Genomic DNA, 19,207 nt, shown 5'->3' on the forward strand with positions numbered 1-19,207 from the left:
AGGATCTCAATGGGTTTTGGCTGTGTGAATCGCGGACCACACGCGATGCGGCGTCGCCGGCATTTGCAGATCGGTCACGCCGAGCGGCGCGAGCGCGTCGATGATCGCGTTGATCACCGCCGGCGGCGAGCCGATCGCGCCCGCCTCGCCGCAGCCTTTGACGCCGAGCGGATTGTGCGTGCACGGCGTGCCCTTCGAGGTTTCGACGGTGAAGTCCGGCAGATCGGACGCATGCGGCATCGCGTAGTCCATGTACGAGCCGGACAGCAGCTGGCCGCTGTCGTTGTCGTACACGCAGCGCTCCAGCATCGCCTGGCCGATACCCTGTGCGAGCCCGCCATGCACCTGGCCTTCGACGATCATCGGATTGATCACGTTGCCGAAGTCGTCCACTGCGGTGAACTTCTGGATGCGGCACACGCCCGTCTCCGGATCGACTTCGATCTCGCAGATGTACGCGCCCGATGGATACGTGAAGTTGCTCGGGTCGTAGAACGCGCTTTCCTCGAGACCCGGTTCGAGCACGTCGAGCGGATAGTTGTGCGGCACGTACGCGGCGAGCGAGATGTCGGCGAACGCCTTGGTGCGGTCGGTGCCCGCGACGCGGAACACGCCGTCCTTGAACTCGATGTCTTCGGCTGCGGCTTCGAGCAGATGCGCGGCGATTTTTTTTGCCTTCGTTTCGATCTTGTCGAGCGCCTTCATGATCGCGGAGCCGCCGACCGCGATCGAGCGCGAGCCATACGTGCCCATGCCGAACGGAATCCGGCCCGTGTCGCCGTGGACGATCTCGACGCTTTCCAGCGCAATGCCGAGCCGGTCGGCGACCACTTGCGCGAAGGTCGTCTCGTGTCCCTGGCCGTGACTGTGCGAACCGGTGAACACGGTGACGGAACCGGTGGGATGCACGCGAATCTGCCCGACTTCGAAGAGACCGGCGCGTGCGCCCAATGCGCCCGCGATGTTCGACGGCGCGAGGCCGCACGCTTCGATGTAGCACGAGTAGCCGAGCCCGCGCCGCTTGCCGTTCTTTTCGGATTCCTGCCGGCGTGCTTCGAAACCTTTGACGTCCGCGAGTTCGAGCGAGCGCGCGAGGAGGGTTTCGTAGTCGCCGGTGTCGTAGGTGAGGCCGACCGGCGTCGCATACGGGAACTCGCGGATGAAATTGCGGCGGCGGATTTCCGCCGGATCGAGCTTCATCTCGCGCGCGGCGGTTTCGACGAGGCGCTCCACGACGTAGGTCGCTTCGGGGCGGCCCGCGCCACGATACGCGTCGACGGGAACGGTGTTGGTGAACACCGCTTTCACCTCCGCATAGATCGCGGGCGTCGCGTACTGGCCGGCGAGTAGCGTCGCGTACAGGATGGTCGGCACGCTCGAGGCGAAGGTGGACAGATACGCGCCCATGTTGGCGATCGTGTGGATGCGCATCGCAAGGAACTTGCCGTCCGCGTCCATCGCGAGTTCGGCTTTCGTCACATGATCGCGGCCGTGCGCATCGGAGACGAAGGCTTCCGAGCGCTCGGCGGTCCATTTGACCGGGCGGCGGATTTTCTTCGAGGCCCACGTCAGCGCGACATCTTCGGCGTACAGAAAGATCTTCGAGCCGAAGCCGCCGCCGACGTCCGGCGCGATCACGCGCAGTTTCGATTCCGGCAGCGACAGCACGAACGCGGCCATCAGGAGACGCTCGACGTGCGGATTCTGATTCGCGACGTACAGCGTGTAGCTGCCGTCCTGCACCGAGTAGCTCGCATTGACCGCACGCGGTTCGATCGCGTTCGGAATCAGCCGGTTGTTGACGATGTCGAGCGTGGTGACGTGCGCGGCTTTGGCGAACGCGGCGTCGGTCGCGGCTTTGTCGCCGTGGCCCCAGTTGTAGCAGACGTTGTCCGGCACTTCGTCGTGAACCGCGGGCTGGCCCGGATCGGCCGCATGCGCGGTGTCGACCACGGCGGGCAGCACGTCGTAGTCGACTTCGATCAGCTCGGCGGCGTCTTTCGCGGCCTTGATCGAATCGGCGATCACGAGCGCGACCTGATCGCCGACGTGGCGTACTTTCGTATGCGCGATGATCGGATGCGGCGGCTCGTTCATCGGCTTACCGTCGGTGCTGTGGATCAACCAGCCGCACGGCAGGCCGCCGACGTTCTCCGCGGCCATGTCCGCGCCGGTGAAGATGGCGATCACGCCCGGCGACTGTTTGGCCGCCGTGGTGTCGATGCTGTTGAGCTTCGCATGCGCATACGGCGAGCGCAGGAAGATCGCATAGGTTTGCTGGGGCAGGACGATGTCGTCGGTGTACTGGCCGTTGCCGGTCAGAAAACGGTAGTCTTCCTTACGTTCGACGGAAGCGCCGATGAGGTGCGTGTCGGGTGCGTTCATCGTCGGCTCCTCAGGCGGTGACCGGCGCGGCGGCCGTGGCGGAGGGAGCGGCATGGGCGCTGGCCGTACCGGAGGACTTCATGCCCTCGGCGCCTTCCAGCACTGCCTTGACGATGTTGTGATAACCCGTACAGCGGCACAGATTGCCGTCGAGCTGCGCGCGCACGTCGTCGCCGGTGAGTTCGGGCTGACGCTCGACGAGCGACACCGCGCTCATCACCATGCCGGGCGTGCAGAAGCCGCATTGCAGACCGTGGCAGTGTTTGAAGGCGGCTTGCATCGGATGCAGGGTGCCGTTCTGCGCGAGCCCTTCGATGGTGGTGACGTTCGCGCCTTCCGCTTGCACCGCGAGGATGTTGCAGGACTTGACCGCGCGGCCGTTCAGGTGGACCGTGCAGGCGCCGCACTGGGCGGTATCGCAGCCGATGTGGGTGCCGGTGAGGCGGAGTTGATCACGCAGGAACTGGACAAGCAGGGTGCCGGGGTCGATTGAGGCGCTAATGGGCGCGCCGTTCACCGTCAGACTGATGCTGATCGCCATGAAGTGTCTCCTGATGGGGATGAGACCGGACCTTTTGTTTTCTTGCCTTCAGCTGCCTGTTCGTGGGGTCCGATAAGGGTGCTGCGGTTTTTTATGAGTCTGCCGAAAAGTAAAGCACAAATCGGGCGGGTGCGCTATGAGGGGAAGTGTGCGAGCCGGGTTTGTTTTTTTTGTTTGTCTGGAGGGGGGCTTTTTCTTTCTTTGATTTCGCGGTGCGTCACGTCCTGGGGTGTTGGCCTTTCCTTGATGTCACGGTGGTCTATTAGCATTGCCCCTGTGCGGGGCGGCACTTACTTTCTTTGTCCCCCAAGGGGACTTCCTTCGGGGCGCAGCCGCAAAGAAAGTAGGCAAAGAAAGCGGCTTCACACCGCCAGCTCATAAGCGGCTCCCCTGGCTTGGAAGGGGCAGTGGACCATCTGGAATCGGTGCCCGCGCACACTCCGCGTGAGTGACAAAGCCGTCATCCGTTCCCACTCCGCACTGCGTGCGTCGCGGATGGGTCTGCGTGGGAAACCAGCGGCTTCGTGCGTGTGCGGTGGGGCTATCGGCTTCGCCTTTGCGGGGTGGCACAAACGAGGCGTGTTGGAAAGGGGGCGGCCGGACGAGAAAAGCGAATGGCAGCCAACTGCCAGAGAGGGGCCGCCTTCAAGGCTTCGGGAGGGGCGCACGCCGGGAAAATGAGCCGGTGGTTTTATGAATGACCGCATCGGCGCGCGCAGCGTCGCCGGAAGAATGACTGCTGTGTCACTCACGCGGAGTGGGCGGGGACACGGATTCCAGATGCACCACAGCCCCCTCCAATCCAGGGGGGCCGCTTAAGAATTAGCGGTGTGAAGCCGCTTTCTTTGCCTACTTTCTTTGCGGCTGCGCCCCGAAGGAAGTCCCCTTGGGGGACAAAGAAAGTAGGTGCCGCCCCGCACAGGGGCAACGCTAATAGACCACCGTGACATCAAGGAAAGGCCACCACCCAAAAAGCACACCCCAAGCGCCGCACAGGCAAAAAGAAAACTCACTTCGCGAGTTTCGAATTCCGCCGCGAATACCCAAAATAAACGACCATACCGATCAAAAGCCAGATACCAAAAGCAGCCCAGGTCACACCCTGAAGATTGAGCATGAGAAACAGACACGAGGCCACAGCCAGAATCGGCACAACTGGGACACCTGGGCAACGAAACGCCCGCGGCAACTCAGGATGCGTCTTCCGCAAAACCAGCACCGCAATCGACACCATGGAAAACGCGGCCAACGTGCCGATATTGATCAGCTCGGCGAGCACATTCAACGGCACCAGCGCGCCAATCAAGCCAAAGAAAATCCCCACGAGCCACGTCGTGAAAAACGGCGTCGCAAACCGCGGATGCAGCCGCGAGAGGCGCGCCGGCAACAAACCGTCACGCGACATCGCGAAGATGATCCGCGTCTGACCATAAGCCATCACCAGAATCACCGTCAGCATGCCGAGCACGGCACCGAGGTCGATAAATCCCGCCACCCACGTCTGCCCCGCTTCCTGCAACGCGTACGACACCGGGTGCGAAATATTCGCGAACTTCGCCGACGGCACGATGCCCGTGACCACCGCCGCCACCGCCACGTACAACACCGCGCACACGCCCAGCGACGCGATGATGCCTACCGGCAGATCGCGCTTGGGATTCTTCACCTCTTCCGCCGCGTTCGACACCGAATCGAAGCCGATGAACGCGAAGAACATGACCGCGGCCGCACCGAATACGCCGCTCCAGCCGTTCGGCATGAACGGATGCCAGTTGCCCGGCGTCACGTGGAAGACGCCCACGCCGATCACCAGCAGCACCACGGTCACCTTGATCGCGACCATGATGTTGTTGATCCGCGCGGATTCGCGAATGCCGATCGACAGCAGCGCGGTGATCACCATCATCACGAGGAACGCGGGCAGGTTGAAGAGGGTCTCGTGGCCGGGCAATGCGCCTGGCGCCGCCGTCAGTGCAACCGGCAACGACACACCGAAGCCCGACAGCAACGATTGCAGATAGCCCGACCAGCCCACCGATACGGCAGACGTGGCCAGCCCATATTCGAGCATCAGATCCCAGCCGATAATCCACGCGGCCAGCTCGCCGAGCGTCGCGTACGAATACGTATAGATGGAACCCGCGACCGGAATGGTCGACGCAAATTCGGCATAGGCGAGCGCGGCGAAGCCGCACGCGAGCGCCGCGATCAGGAACGAGATCATCAGCGCCGGGCCGGCCTGGACGGCGCCCGTGCCGGTCAGCACGAAAATGCCGGTGCCGATAATGGCGCCGACACCGAGGAAAGTCAGATCGAGCGCGCCGAGCTCTTTTTTCAGGCCGGCGTTCCGAGCGCTTGCCGCGATCATGTGCTCGACGCTTTTTTTACGAAACAGGGACATTGGCGTGGGTCTCCAGTAGTGCACGCGTGTTGCGCGCCGAATGTCGGGGAAACCCACGATTTTAGCGGATGCGCGTTGCTGCACTGTTTTGGGACATACAGCGGAGCGCCGGTGCGGCGGGCGGAAACTCCTGGCCCGAGGGGCTTCGCGCGTGGCGTTCATGCGCAGGAGGCATACCGGCAGCAAAGCTTTCGCTCGATGCGGGAAAAATAGGGAGGGAATCTCTCTCTTGCAAACGCGCCGGGGCGGTGGCCCGCTATTCAGCAGACATGGAGATGCGGCAGCGCAGGCGGCCTCAGCCGGCCATCGCCGGGTTGAGATCGACGAGCCGGTTGCTCATCACATAGAACGTGAGCTCGGCGTTATTGCGCAGCTTCATTTTCTCGAGCAGCCGCGTGCGGTACACGCTGACCGTCTTCACCGACAGCGACAGCGCCGCCGCGATATCCGTCAGCCGTTTGCCCGACGCGAGCATGCAGAGCGTCTGATATTCGCGATCGGAGAGCTTTTCGTGCGGCAGCTGTTCGCCGTCGAACGACACGTAGTCGGCCAGCGCTTCGGCCATCGCCGGGCTCACGTATTTGCGGCCGGCCGCGACCTGCTGGATCGCGGCGATCATCTGCGCGGCGTCGACCGTCTTCGACAGATAGCCGGCGGCCCCCGCCTTCAGCGCGCGCACCGCGTACTGGTCCTCGCGGTACATCGAGAACATCAGCACGGCCACGCGCGGCGCCTTGCGCTTGAGGCGCTTGAGCACTTCGACGCCGTTCATGTCGGGCAGGGAAATGTCGAGCAGCACGACGTCGTAGCTCTGCAGGCCGACGGCGGTGAGGGTTTCGGCGCCGCTTTGCGCCTCGATGACTTCGCGCGCCACGCCGCGGTCGAGCAGCAATTGGCGAACGCCCTGGCGAACCACGGCGTGGTCTTCGGCGATCAGAATGCGCAGGCTCATGACGGCGCGCTCACGATTGCAGCGCGCGCTGTTCGGCGCGGGGCGCGGGGGTGAGCATCGCGTCCCATGCAAAGCGCGCCTGCACGCGCGTGCCGCGCGGCGCGTTGGCGTCGGCGGCGCGGTGCGGGCCGCTGCGCCGGGCGCTGACGCGCAGCGTGCCGTCGAACGCGGCGCAGCGCGCCTGCATGCCGCTCAGGCCGAAATGACCGCTTTGACCGGCATGGCCACGGCGTTGGCGGGCATTGCGCGCGAGCCCGATCCCATCATCGCTGATGAGCAGCGTGAGGTGACGACGGCTGGTCTCGATGCGCACGTCGGCGGATTCGGCGCGGGCGTGCTTGACGATGTTGTTCAGCGCTTCCTGGGCGACGCGGAACACGGCCAGCGCTGCGTCGGCCGGCAGGCGCGTAAGACGCGCGTCGGCGGCGCAGACGAAGCTCGTGCGCAACTGCGTGCGGCTGGCGAAGTCGCTGGTCCAATGCGCGAGCGCGCCGACGATGCCGGCTTCCAGCGACGGCGCGTGCAACTCCGCGACGGCCTGGCGGCTCGCGGCGCACACCGCGTCGAGCGAACGGTTGGCGACGGCGAGCGCGGCGCCGCATTGCGGTGGCGCGTCGGCGGGCAGCCAGGTTTCGACGCCGGCCAGCGCAAAGCGCGCCGCGGTCAATTCGGCGCCCACGCCGTCGTGCAGTTCGCGCGCCACATGATGGCAGGCGGTTTCGTGCGCCTGAACCAGTTCCGCCGACAGTTCGCGCACCCGCGCACGCAGTTGCGCAAGTTCGCGCTCGACGGCCGTGGACGGCGCGTCGAATCCGTCACGGGCGGCTGACGGGGAAAGCTGGGCGTTGAACGGGACGACAGTCGACGTATCCATGAGTTTCCTGCTCAGGAAGCCGTGTGGACAGCGAAGTGGGTGCGCATCGGCGCCGCGAAGACGAAAGAACGCATGCGAGTCTCGAGCCTCCAGGTGTGGCCGTTACGCGTAGCACGCGACGGGCAAAACGCTATGGTGCAACGTAACGAAATTTACATTCAGTAACATCTAGATCGAACCACGAAAAGTCTGTCGAATCGACTGATCGTGCGGCGCGATGATATCTCAAAAAAAGAAAAAATGCAGTCGTGCCAAGGGTTAGCGCTTATATCTCATGCAATGCTTGATGTTGCGCAGGCGTTGATCAGGCGCGTATATGTAGGAAGAATACCGACGCTAAATGTCAAATGTACGGCGCGAATTTGTAACTGGCAACAAAAAAGGAGCCCGAAGGCTCCTTTCTGTTGGATCTGCGGCGCGAGCCGCGAAAAGCAGTGTGGGGCTTAGCCCACGAAGGCCTTTTCGACCACGTAGTGACCCGGCGCATTGTTGCTGCCTTCCTGGAAGCCCAGGTCGTCCAGCAGCTTGCGCGTGTCGCGCAGCATGTGCGGGCTGCCGCACAGCATGATGCGGTCGTTTTCGAGCGAGAAGCCCGGCACGCCGAGGTCGGCGAACAGCTTTTCGGTTTCGATCAGCTCGGTGATGCGGCCGCGATTCTGGAACGCTTCGCGCGTGACCGTCGGGTAGTACAGCAGCTTTTCCTGCACCAGCTCGCCCAGATGCTCGTGAGCCGGCAGGTGGTCGGTGATGTATTCCTTGTACGCCAGCTCGTCGACGAAACGGCAGGTGTGCGTGAGCACGACGCGCTCGTAACGGTCGTAGATGTCCGGATCCTTGATGATCGACATGAACGGGGCGAGGCCTGTGCCGGTGGACAGCAGCCACAGCGTCTTGCCCGGCAGCAGGTTGTCGGCCATCAGCGTGCCGACCGGCTTCTTGCCGATCAGCACTTCGTCGCCGACTTTCAGATGCTGCAAACGCGACGTGAGCGGGCCGTCCTGCACCTTGATGCTCAGGAATTCGAGATGTTCTTCGTAGTTCGCACTCGCGAGACTATAGGCGCGGATCAGCGGCTTGCCGTCGACTTCGAGGCCCACCATCGTGAATTGGCCGTTTTCGAAACGGAAACCCGGGTCGCGCGTGCAGGTGAAGCTGAAAAGCGTATCGGTCCAGTGATGGACGCTCAGGACGGTTTGTGAATTCAGGTTGCTCATGGCTTCTTGGATAGTGCGAAAACAAAGGCGGCCAGTCGTTTGAGCCGGCCGGCACGGCAAGGGCGATGCTGCGCTCACCCGTGGACGGGAGTCACGCGCAATCCGCTATTTTACCGCGCCCGCAGCCGAAGGGCGGCGGCGCGGCGGTTGAGCGTGGTGATGCGGGTTGCCGAACCTGGAAGCGGCGGCGCCGGCTGTCGAAACAATCGGGCGCTGCAAATGACGCTGGCGTGAATGCGGCCGCGCTTCTGCAAGGGTACGGCGATGGGCGAAAAGTCGCGCTGGGCGGCTGCCATCGGCTGTCCGGCATGCGCCGGATAGGCGCGCCGCGCGGGCAACATGGTCAGGATCATACCGAAACGCGGCGTGCGCTGCAGCATTGACCCTGCTGAGAAAACTGGCAAATGGCGCGCGGGGAGGGGAAATCAGGTGGCAGGTGGATGGCGGGGCGCGAGCGCGGAGACTTTCCATCTGGCATCATCCAGCGCGTGTCTTTTTGGTACACAGGTGTGGGTTCGGCGCGTCCATATCTGACTTAAACGCAGTTCAGGTGAGGATTAGCTCGCCTCCCAATGCGATGACGCCGATCAAGGTGAACGGTCGGGTCGAATGGCCCGAAACCGCCCACAGCCTCGCCTCAACGTTGCCAGCTCGCCCAAAGGCCTACGCCGGCGCCGCCACCCGCTTTTTCCCGCGCTGTTTGAGCACTCGCGCTTGCAAGACGATCACCAGCAACAGGAACACACCACGAATCACCGACTGCCAGTAAGCCGACAAGCTGATGAAACCCAGTCCGTTTTCAAAGTTCAGCAGGTTGAAGACGAGACCGAGCAGCAGCACGCCTGCAATCGTCATCGCCACCGAGCCTTCGCCGCCGGTGAGCAGCGTGCCGCCGAGCACCACCGCCGAAATCGCGAACAGCTCCCAGCCGACGCCTTCGTTCGGCTGTCCCGCGCCGAACTGCGCGGCGAGGATCACGCCCGCCATGCCGGCGAGCAGCCCGCTCACCGCATAGGCCATCACCAGGGTGCGGTCGACGTTCAGCCCCATCAGCCGCGCGGCTTCCTCGCTGCCGCCGATCGCGAGCGAATGCCGCCCGAAGCGCGTGCTGCGCAGCGCGAGCCAGCCAGCCACGGCCGCGACCGCCGCGACGATCCCCGGAATCGGCAAGCCGAACAGGTCGCCTTGCCCGAAGTTGCCGAAGCTCGATTCGGACGCAATCGACACCGCATCGTTCCTGCCGAGCAGCAGCGCGACGCCGTGCGCGCCGAGGCTTGTCGCGAGCGTCACGATGAAGGGCAGTATTTTCAGCCGCGTGATGATCAGTCCGTTCAGCACGCCGACCGCGAGCCCCGCCGCGCAGCCCGCCAGCACCGCGACCCAGCCGCCGTACACGCTGGTCAGCGCGGCGACGACGCTCGAGAGCGCCGCCACCGTGCCCACCGACAGGTCGATACCGCCGGTAATGATCACGAAGGCCATGCCGATCGAGATCAGCGCGAACATCGAGTTGTAGCGCCAGAACGACGTGATGTTGTAAGCCGAGCCGAAATGCTCGTAGCGCACGAGGCCGAAGACGACGAGGGCCGCCAGCGCGAGCAGGATAGGAAGATTCTTTTTCATCGCATGAGTCCGGGAGTGTCCGTAAGCCGCGTCAGGCGTTAGCGCGAGCGCCGTTGCACATAAACGGCCGCGACGATGATGCCGGCCTTGACCACCAGCGCCGCCGCGTCGGGAATGCCATGCGCGAGCAGCGTATAGCGCAGCAGCTGGATGATCAGCGCGCCGATCAGCGTGCCGCCGATGTACGCTTTGCCGCCCGTCAGCGCGGTGCCGCCAACCGCGACCGCGGCGATCGCGTCGAGCTCCACACCGAGCCCGACCACGTTCGCATCGGAAGATGAATTCACCGAGATCGAGATCAGCCCGGCGAGACCCGCGAGCGCCGCGCACAACGTGTAGGCGATCAGCTTGACGCTGGCGGTGGGCACGCCGCACAGGTACGCGGCCTTTTCGTTGCCGCCGGTGATCAGCAGGTACTGCCCGAACAGCGTCTTGCGCACGACCCACACGAACACCGCGACCAGCGCCAGCATCAGCAGCACCTGGAACGGCACGCCCACGACCTTGCCGAGCGCGATCCACTGGAAAGCCGGTGTGTTGAACGCCTGCAGACTGCCATCGGTGACGACCTGCGCGATGCCGCGTCCGGCGATGAACAACACCAGCGTCGCGACAATCGGCTGCACGGATAGCCTCGTCACCAGCAAGCCGTTGAACACGCCGCACAATGCAGCGGCGAGCACCGGCAGCACGAACGCGAGCGCAATGCCGCCGGGCCCGGCTATGTTGAGGAACAGCATCGGCGCGAGCGCGCCGGAGATCGCCATCGACGCGCCCACCGACAGATCGATGCCCCCCGTCGCCACCACCAGCGTCATGCCGATGCCGACGATCACGATCGTCACCACCTGGGTCATGTTCACGTTGAAGGTTTGCAGCGACCAGAAGTGCGGCGTGAAGATCAGATTGAACAGCACCATCGCGAGCAGCACGATGACTTCGCGCTGCATCGCCAGGTGTCGCCATTTCTGCACCGTGCTCGCCGGTTTGGCGCGGGGCGCGGCGCTCATGGCCGAGGTGGCTTCGCCCTGTCGCGGCGGTTCCGTTTGCAACGATTCGGTGTGCAGCTTAAGCGCCATGACGGTCGCCCTCCAACGCGTCTTCGATATGGGCGGCGTGGGCCGCTTCCACCAGTTGCGAATGTCCTTCGCTGCCGTAGGCGATGGCGTCCATGATCGCGGTCTCGCTCATCTCGGCGCCGTTCAGTTCGGCGACCGTGCGGCCGTCGCGGATCACCACCGCGCGATCGGCCACGGCAGTCAGCTCTTCCAGTTCCGATGCGGACAGCAGCACCGCCAGTCCCGCGTCGCGCAACTCGCGCACGATCTTCGCGACATCGGCTTTCGCGCCGACGTCGATGCCGCGCGTCGGTTCGTCGAGCAGCAGCAGCGACGGCTCGGCGGCGAGCCAGCGCGCGAGCAGCACCTTCTGCTGATTGCCGCCCGACAGTTCGCGGATCGGCTGGTCGGCGGAGCGCAGCTTGATGCCGAGCGATGCGATGAAGCGGTCCACGATCGCCTGCTGTTTCTTCACGTCGACCACGCCGTTCTTCGCGAGCGTGCGCAGGCAGACCAGTGTGAGGTTGTCGCGCACCGACAGTTCGGGGACGATGCCTTCGCCCTTGCGGTCTTCGGTGAGGTACGCGAGGCCGCGCGCGATCGCGTCCTGCGGCGATTTCAATGTGACCGCCGCGCCGCCGATCGACAGCGAGCCGCGCTCCAGCGGATCGGCGCCGAACATCAGCCGCATGGTCTCGGTGCGGCCCGACCCGAGCAGGCCCGCGAGCCCCACCGCTTCGCCCGCATGCACTTCGAGCGACACGTCGTTCACCTTCGGATGCGCGCTCAACTGCGACGCCGCGATCGCCTGCTTGCCGCGACGCGCGAGGTTCGCTTCGCGTGAGGCGGTGTCTTCCTGCACGACGGCGGCGAGTGTGCGGCCGAGCATCGTCGTGACGAGTTGCAGCTTGTCCATCTCGGCCATCGTGCTTTGCGCGACAGTCTGGCCGTCGCGCATCACGGTCACGCGGTCGCACAGCGCATAAAGCTCGTCGAGCCGGTGCGACACGAAGATCACCGCGCGGCCGTCGTCGCGCAGTTTGCGCACGACGGTGAAGAGCAGTTCCACTTCGCGTTCGTCGAGCGAGGAGGTGGATTCGTCCATGATCACCATCTTCGCGTCGGACGACACCGCGCGCGCGAGCGCCACCATCTGCTGGATCGCGGTCGAATAGCGGCCGACCGGCTTCTTCACGTCGATCTGCAAGCCGAACGATTCGAGCAGCGCGCTGGCACGCTGCTGCACCGCGCGCCAGTCGATCAGGCCGAAGCGGCGCGGCTCGCGGCCAAGAAAAATGTTTTCCGCGACCGAGCGGAACGGCACCAGGTTGATCTCCTGATAGATCGTGCTAATGCCGGCTTCGCGCGCCTGCTTGGGCGTGCGGAAATCGACTTCGCGGCCTTCGAAGCGCACGCTGCCCGAACCGCGCCGATAGGCGCCCGTCAGGATCTTGATCATCGTCGATTTGCCGGCGCCGTTCTGGCCGATCAGGGCATGCACTTCGCCCGCGGCGACGCTCAGATTCGCGCCGCGCAACGCGGGTACGCCGCCGAAGCTGATGCCGATGTCCTGCATCTCGAGCAACGGCGCGCGGGTGAGGGGGGAGTGGGGTGTCTCTTTGCCGGATTCCGTCACGGGGAGTCCTCCTGATGCGGGTGCTGCGTAGGCTGCACGGCGAAGCGCCGTGCGCGTGCGGACTTGATGCAGAGGCGCGGTCGAATCGATGAGTCGAATCATGTTACGCCGCATAAAAGCGAAGCGACGGTCCGTGCAATCACGGGCGCGTCGCTTCGAACCCTTCCCGTCACCCGCCCACCGCGCAAGCATCTCGCACCGAGAGGAGACTTCTCAAAGGCGGGTGACTTCCTGCTGCAACGCTAGCTGCTCTATCAATAGCCGTACTGCATGCTCTGCTGCACGTTGCTCTTGTCGTAGAAGCGGTCGGAGACCTTGACCCACGTCGGGATCTTTTCGCCCTTCGCGAAACGCTGCGCGACGTCGCAGGCGAGCGGGCCGAAGAACGGGCTCGACTGCACGCTCGCGCCGAGTTCGCCGGCGGCGATCGCGTCGAGACCGCCCTTGGTGCCGTCGATCGTGACGATCTGAATGTCCTTGCCCGGCTGCTTGCCGGCTGCCTTGATCGCGGCAATCGCGCCAAGCGCCATTTCATCGTTGTGCGCGTAGACCGCGGTGACGTCCGGATGCGCCTGCAACAGCGTCTCCATGACCTGGCGACCCTTGTCGCGGGCGAAGTCGCCGCTTTGCGACGCGATGATCGTCATGCCCGGATTCTTCGCGACGACTTCGTCGAAGCCCTTCTTGCGGTCGTTCGCGGCGGACGCGCCGGTCGTGCCTTCGAGTTCGATGATCTTCGCCTTGCCGCCCGTTGCCTTGACGAGCCAGTCGGCGGCGCGGTGACCCTGATCGATGAAGTCCGAGCCGATGAACGTGATGTAGTCGCGGCCCGCCTTGGCGACCGATTGATCGACGTCGCGGTCGACCAGGATCACCGGAATGCCGGCCTTCTTGGCCTGCAGCACGATCGGTGCAAGCGGCTTTTCTTCACGCGGCGGGAACACCAGCAGATCGACGTGCTGCGCGATCATGCTCTGGATGTCGGAGACCTGTTTGGAGTTGGAGCCGTTGGCGTCGGTCATGACGACCTGCCAGCCGCATTTCGCGGCGACGTCCTTGAAGCTCTTGGTTTCCGCGAGACGCCACGGGTTGTTGCTTTCGGTCTGCGCGAAACCGACCTTCAGCGGAGTCTTGGTGGACAACTTCGGCAATGCGTCGTCGGCGTGCGCGGTGGCGACGCCGAAACCGATTGCCAGTGCCAGCAGCGAACCTGCCAGCGGACGAATCTGCTGCTTGCGCGCAAGTTTGCGCGACTGCGTGTTGTGCGACGCCATGTCTTCCTCCAGTACCTGGTGAGGTAGGTTGTATTTGCTTTTTGTGTTGCTCTTAATCGGTCGGCGCTATTTTTGCCCCCGACCGGTTGTGCCGATTATTCCACCAGGAATTATTATCGGTCAATCACTAATAATATTAATTATTGGCTTTTTTGCCTCGGTAATTACCCTGACCGAGGCGCGTTCGACGAGCGGCCCATCGAGTTTGACCATCCGATGCCGCACCGGCGCGCCGGCGGCGCGGTTGTGCTCTTCCTGCAGCAGCGTTTCGACGGCCCAGCGTCCCAGTTCATAGTTCGGCAGCACCACCGTCGAGAGCGGCGGGTGCGTGTGGCGGGCGATTTCCTGGTCGTCGTAGCCGAGCACCGAGACGTCTTCCGGCACGCGCAGACCGAGTTGCTTCAGCGCTTCGATGGCGCCGATCGCGGTGAGATCGTTCGCGCAGAAAATCGCGGTCGGCGGATTGGCTTCGCGCATCAGCGAGAGCGTCAGTTCGAAGCCGAGGCCCGAGCTCCAGTCGCCGTCTCGCACGAGTTCAGGCGCGAACGGCAGATCGGCGGTGGCGAGTGCCGTGCGGTAGCCCTTCAGGCGGTCTTTCGACGCGTCCTGCCACGGCTCGCCGTTGATATAGCCGATCCGCCGGTGGCCCGCTTGTAGCAGGTAGTCGGTGGCCAGATGGCCGCCCGCGACTTCCGCCGGCACCACCGACGAAAACCCGCCCTCGCTCGTGTAGCAGTTCAGCAGCACGGTCGGCACCTGTGAGAGCGCCGCCGGCGGCGTCACCTTGCGCGTGTAGACGGTCGCGTAGATCACGCCGAACACATGCGGATTCGCGAGGATCGTGTCGAGCACCTGCTTTTCTATATCGGCGTTGCCGTGCGTCGAATAGACCGCCAGCATCTTGCCGCTCGCATAGGCCGCGTCGCGTGCGCCGTCTGCGTTGACCACCGGGTGCGGGCTGGTGGAGATTTCGTCGGCCAGATAGACGATCAGGTTGCGCTCGTCGGTCGAGGCCGCGACCGGCTCGCGCAGCGACAGCCGGTAGCCGAGATCGTGCGCGGCCTTGAGCACCTTGTTGCGGGTGGCTTCGGAGAATTTTGCGCCGGTCGCGTTGTTCAGCACGAGCGAAACAGTCGATTGCGACACGCCGGTGAGCTTGGCGATGTCGGTCATGGTCGGACGGCGTTGAGTCGATTTTTTCATTGGGCGGGCCGCGCGGTTGGCGGCGCAAAAGCTAAGGCATGCCGTGGGCATCGTGATGCTGACGGTACCACTAATAATATGCGCACGGCAACGCGCGCTAACCCGCCATTTGGGAGTGCCTCATGAGCGTCCGAACCGCTTTCTTACTATAAATTTATTACTAATAATATTGACCGATACGCTTTGTCGTGCGATTCTCGGTCGCGCGGACTTCGAGGGTCCGCCGGCCGCGCGCTGTGCGCGGCACGTCACAGGAGACACCGATGCGCGTTTTTGCCGCCATCCGCCCGAGGCCCTGCCTTTACTGACCATGCGCGACGACGTTTCCTTGAATCCGATCCGGCCGCTTTCCACTGAGCTTGCGTGGCTCGACGATCCCGCGCTTGCCGCCTCGCTCGTCACGTTGACGGCAGGCACGCTGCGGGCGGTGATCGCGCCGACCGTGGGTGGCGCGCTTGCGGCCTTCTACGAGGCCACGCCCGAGGGCCCGCTGCATTGGCTGCGGCCCGCCGCGCCCGCGGCGTTCGAACAACGCGATCCGCTGCGGATGGCGAGTTTCCCGCTGTTCCCGTACTGCAACCGGATTCGCGACGCGCGTTTCGAATTCGACGGCGGCACCATCGATTTGTCCGGCAACGACGAGCGCTTCGCGCATGCGTTGCATGGCAACGCGTGGCGGCGTCCGTGGCAGGTGGGAGCGCGCACCGAAAGTTCGGTGGAACTGCACTTCGAGCATGAGCCTGATGCGCAGGTGGCCGGCGACTGGCCGTTTCGCTATCGGGCGCAGCAGCGCATCGAATTGAGCGGCGGCGCGCTGCGGATCACGCTGTCCGCGCAAAATCTTGCCGAGCGGCCGATGCCGTTCGGCATGGGCCATCACCCGTACTATCCGCGTACCGCGCAGACCCGTGTGTACGCCGACGTGCAGGCCATGTGGCATGCCGACGCCGAGGTACTGCCGACACATCTCGGCCCGCACCCCGCGGTCGACGCGCTGCGCGAAGGCATGTCGCCCGATGCGTTCGACCTCGACAACAACTTCGCCAACTGGAGGCGCGAGGCGACCATCGCATGGCCCGACGAACACCGCCGCCTGACAATGACCGCCGACGCGCCGTTCGATCACATGGTGGTGTTCGCACCGGCCAACGATGCGCAACTGTGCGTGGAGCCGGTGACCAACACCACCGACTGCTTCAATGCGGTCGGTATGCGTGAACAGGTGGGCGGGTGTGTGTTGCAGCCGGGCGAGGAGATTGCCGCGACGCTGAAGTGGACGCCGCAACGCGGGTAGTGTCGTGTTGCGTGGTGCGCGCGCTCGCAGGAACGAGCGTTTAGCAGAACATAAGGGCGGCCCAGGCCGCCCTTTTTCACGTGAGCCCGTCCAGCGTTCATTCAACCCGCAAGCGAGCCATATACGGCAAGTGATCCGACAGCCACGCGGTTTCCTGCGTCGGCTGGATCCATTCGATTGGTTGCATGCCGCGCACGAACATCTTGTCGAGCGCGAGCGCCGGCGAGAAGGCCGGAAAGGTGCGGCCCGATTCGCCGAGCAGCGTCGCCACTTCGTGCAGTCCGTGTTCGCGAAACAGCGGCACGGAGTCATTGCGCCAGTCGTTGAAATCGCCGGCCAGCACCAGCGGACCATCGGGCGCTTCCTTCGCGATCCAGTGCGCGATCCAGTTCATCTGCCGCAAACGCGCCGGGCGTGTGAGCGCGAGGTGCGCGCAGAGCAGCGTGACCGAGTGTCCACCGAAGGTCGCGCGCGCCACCAGCAAGCCACGCTTTTCGAAGCGATGCGCGGAGATGTCCCAGCGTCCGCCGAGATCGAGCGGATGCGGCGACAGGATTGCATTGCCGTGCCGCCACGACGGCTTGAACACATTCGGGCCGAGCGCCACTTCGAGTTCCAGCGCACGCGCGATTTCAGTGGCCTGGCAATGCCAGACATCGTTCAGAGGATCGCCGATCGGCGCGCCGAAACTGCTCGCGAGCACCGGCGACGGCATGCGCCGCGCCATTGCTTCCTGCAAGAAATAGGCGTCCGCGTGAGTCGACTGGACCCAGCGCTGCATCGCCTGCCAGGCCTGAAAGCCGAGCGGCGTGCGGCCCTTGTGCAGGTTCCAGCTCACCGCGACGAAATCGTTCGGCGCGAGCTTCTCGCGGATCAATTCTTCTGGGTTTCGCATGCCGCGTTATCCACGTGTTCTGTTTGAAGGCCTGGTTGTTTGCCGATGGTTGCGCGTTGTTTGCATCACTTTCCATTGCTGGCGCTGTCCGCGAGACTTGCACGCACGCGGTACACGAGGTTCGGATTGGCGTTGACGATCGTCCAGCTCGCCCACTGACCCGGCGTTACGATCAGACCCGGATGGCTCGCGTTCACCTGGCGCGGCTGCGGCGGGAGCTTGCAGCCGATGTCGGTTTGCCGGGCGGTGGGATCTTCGAGCGTTTCCTGCGCGTCGATCGACAGCATGATCTCGTTCGCGTCCACCCGTAACGGTGAGATGGTCAGCGTGCGCGACAGATCGAGGCTGCCGGCGGGCTGGTCTTTACAGCCCACGTTGTGCTGCACCATCCTGTGATGCGTATCCGTGCGCGCCTGGCCGACCGTGGTGGTGCCGTCGAACGCGTCGATCTGCTGACCGTCGCTCATCACCTGCAATTGCCATTGCACGACCTGCTGCGCGGGCGGTTGTTGTGCATTCGCAAGCAACGAAGTCCCAAGCAGCACGGCGACGATACTCGTTTTCCACATAGAAGGAATCTCCGGCTCAACCTCGGCCTGTAGGGTCAGGGAGCCATCTTACCCCTGATAGCTGCAACGGTTTTCTGACACGTCAACGGGAGCCTGGTTCAGCAAAGATACATTGCGGATACGCTCCGCAATTGCAAGAGCGCTTCTGTCGGGCTGTCGCCGGAAGCAGCGCGTTGTTAGCAGCAGAGCAGCAGGACTGCTGGCTTGCACGCGAATATGTCGTCGTTACACTGGACTTGAAACGGTGCCCGCGAGGTGCCGCCGCAGCAGGACCAGCCAGACGGGGTGAGCGATGACAACAGCAATGGTCAAACAGGAAATCGCCGTAGCGTCTTTCAGCCGGGTGTACGACCTCGATCAGGTCGAGACCGCGTTGAACGATCTCGGCGACGGCGCGAACGAGGCGCTGCGCGCAACGTACGAAAAAATGCTGAAGACCGGCAATCTGCGCTTCTGCGTCAAGCCGAACCGGATGCCGTCGATCGACGATCTGATCGCCGCGCTGCCCAATTTTTCGGCGCCGCTCGACGACATCCGCAAGCAGGTCGCGCTGTGTCTCGAAACCGAAGACCGGCTCGAGCTGATGCCGGTCCTGTTGCTCGGCGACCCCGGCATCGGCAAGACGCACTTTGCGAAACAGTTGGCGCGTCTGCTCGGCACCGCTTACCAATACGTAGCGATGAGTTCGTTGACGGCGGGGTGGATTCTGTCGGGCGCGTCGTCGCAATGGAAGAACGCGAAGCCGGGCAAGGTGTTCGATGCACTCGTGAACGGCAGCTACGCGAACCCGGTGATCGCCGTCGACGAAATCGACAAGGCCACCGGCGATTCGCAATACGATCCGCTCGGCGCGCTCTACGCGCTGCTCGAACACGACACCGCGCAGAGTTTCATCGACGAGTTCGCCGAGATTCCGATCAACGCGGGCAACGTAATCTGGATTGCGACGGCCAACGACGAGCGCTCGATTCCCGAGCCGATCCTGAACCGGATGAACGTGTACGAGATTCCGCCGCCGGATCACGACGGCGCGCGGCGCATCGCACAAGCGATCTACGACGAAATCCGCTCGGCGCACAACTGGGGGCTGCGTTTTCCCGAAGTGCTCGGCGAGCCCGCGCTCGATGCGCTGAAGCTCGCGTCGCCGCGTGAAATGCGCCGCGCGATTCTGAACGGCTTCGGCGCGGCGCGAATCGACGGGCGCGATCGGATCGAACCGGGCGATATCCGTCTCGACTACGGCAACCGGCGAAAACCGATCGGTTTTTGAGCATTTTTGCCCTTTTTT

16 protein-coding genes are annotated in these 19,207 nt (G+C 64.0%); 2 read left to right on the top strand and 14 right to left on the bottom strand.

Going from position 1 to position 19,207, the window contains the following annotated elements; all coding sequences use genetic code 11:
- Window positions 1-6: 6 nt before the first annotated feature.
- The 12 genes from ACZ9H4_RS23690 to ACZ9H4_RS23745 all read right to left on the bottom strand — a co-directional run bounded on the left by ACZ9H4_RS23690 (window position 7) and on the right by ACZ9H4_RS23745 (window position 15,131).
- Window positions 7-2,385, bottom strand: a complete 2,379-nt coding sequence (locus ACZ9H4_RS23690; protein ID WP_476121169.1) for a xanthine dehydrogenase family protein molybdopterin-binding subunit — start codon at window positions 2,383-2,385, stop codon at window positions 7-9.
- A 10-nt stretch (window positions 2,386-2,395) separates the two neighbouring features.
- Entirely contained in the window at window positions 2,396-2,926 is a 531-nt protein-coding gene (locus tag ACZ9H4_RS23695; RefSeq protein ID WP_476121171.1) for a (2Fe-2S)-binding protein, read from the bottom strand.
- A 1,009-nt stretch (window positions 2,927-3,935) separates the two neighbouring features.
- A complete protein-coding gene (locus tag ACZ9H4_RS23700; protein ID WP_408156530.1) occupies window positions 3,936-5,327 on the bottom strand; it encodes an amino acid permease in 1,392 nt (463 codons plus the stop codon).
- Between the two features lie 295 nt (window positions 5,328-5,622).
- Window positions 5,623-6,279: a response regulator transcription factor RqpR gene (gene rqpR, locus ACZ9H4_RS23705; RefSeq protein WP_408139657.1), complete on the bottom strand. Its 657-nt coding sequence runs from the start codon at window positions 6,277-6,279 to the stop codon at window positions 5,623-5,625.
- 10 nt (window positions 6,280-6,289) lie between these two features.
- A complete protein-coding gene (locus ACZ9H4_RS23710) occupies window positions 6,290-7,153 on the bottom strand; it encodes a sensor histidine kinase (protein WP_408156532.1) in 864 nt (287 codons plus the stop codon).
- A gap of 443 nt (window positions 7,154-7,596) precedes the next feature.
- Entirely contained in the window at window positions 7,597-8,367 is a 771-nt protein-coding gene (locus ACZ9H4_RS23715) for a ferredoxin--NADP reductase (protein WP_408156534.1), read from the bottom strand.
- A gap of 110 nt (window positions 8,368-8,477) precedes the next feature.
- The gene (locus ACZ9H4_RS23720) at window positions 8,478-8,747 is read right to left on the bottom strand and encodes a hypothetical protein (protein ID WP_408139651.1); all 270 of its coding nucleotides are present in this window, start codon (window positions 8,745-8,747) and stop codon (window positions 8,478-8,480) included.
- A 283-nt stretch (window positions 8,748-9,030) separates the two neighbouring features.
- Window positions 9,031-9,990: an ABC transporter permease gene (locus ACZ9H4_RS23725; protein WP_408156536.1), complete on the bottom strand. Its 960-nt coding sequence runs from the start codon at window positions 9,988-9,990 to the stop codon at window positions 9,031-9,033.
- A gap of 38 nt (window positions 9,991-10,028) precedes the next feature.
- Window positions 10,029-11,000 (bottom strand): ABC transporter permease, encoded by a 972-nt coding sequence (locus ACZ9H4_RS23730; RefSeq protein WP_476121214.1) that lies wholly within the window; start codon window positions 10,998-11,000, stop codon window positions 10,029-10,031.
- A gap of 58 nt (window positions 11,001-11,058) precedes the next feature.
- Complete coding sequence (locus ACZ9H4_RS23735; protein WP_408156630.1) at window positions 11,059-12,624, bottom strand: sugar ABC transporter ATP-binding protein; 1,566 nt, start codon at window positions 12,622-12,624, stop codon at window positions 11,059-11,061.
- Window positions 12,625-12,938: 314 nt separating this feature from the next.
- Entirely contained in the window at window positions 12,939-13,958 is a 1,020-nt protein-coding gene (locus tag ACZ9H4_RS23740) for an ABC transporter substrate-binding protein (protein ID WP_408139647.1), read from the bottom strand.
- Between the two features lie 120 nt (window positions 13,959-14,078).
- Complete coding sequence (locus tag ACZ9H4_RS23745; protein WP_408139646.1) at window positions 14,079-15,131, bottom strand: LacI family DNA-binding transcriptional regulator; 1,053 nt, start codon at window positions 15,129-15,131, stop codon at window positions 14,079-14,081.
- Between the two features lie 340 nt (window positions 15,132-15,471).
- Here ACZ9H4_RS23745 and ACZ9H4_RS23750 point away from each other — a divergent pair, with 340 nt between their 5' ends.
- Complete coding sequence (locus ACZ9H4_RS23750) at window positions 15,472-16,455, top strand: aldose 1-epimerase (protein WP_408140387.1); 984 nt, start codon at window positions 15,472-15,474, stop codon at window positions 16,453-16,455.
- Window positions 16,456-16,552: 97 nt separating this feature from the next.
- Here ACZ9H4_RS23750 and ACZ9H4_RS23755 read toward each other — a convergent pair whose 3' ends face one another.
- Together ACZ9H4_RS23755 and ACZ9H4_RS23760 are read right to left on the bottom strand one after the other, a co-directional pair.
- Window positions 16,553-17,350 carry an endonuclease/exonuclease/phosphatase family protein gene (locus ACZ9H4_RS23755; protein WP_408139644.1) on the bottom strand — a complete coding sequence of 266 codons (798 nt, stop codon included), beginning with the start codon at window positions 17,348-17,350 and terminating at the stop codon, window positions 16,553-16,555.
- Window positions 17,351-17,415: 65 nt separating this feature from the next.
- Window positions 17,416-17,919 (bottom strand): hypothetical protein, encoded by a 504-nt coding sequence (locus ACZ9H4_RS23760; protein WP_476121176.1) that lies wholly within the window; start codon window positions 17,917-17,919, stop codon window positions 17,416-17,418.
- A gap of 292 nt (window positions 17,920-18,211) precedes the next feature.
- On the opposite strand from ACZ9H4_RS23760, the gene ACZ9H4_RS23765 reads away from it, so the two are divergent.
- Window positions 18,212-19,189 (top strand): AAA family ATPase, encoded by a 978-nt coding sequence (locus ACZ9H4_RS23765; RefSeq protein WP_476121178.1) that lies wholly within the window; start codon window positions 18,212-18,214, stop codon window positions 19,187-19,189.
- The last annotated feature ends 18 nt before the right edge of the window (window positions 19,190-19,207 follow it).

This window comes from Paraburkholderia sp. TE9906, from assembly GCF_056279605.1.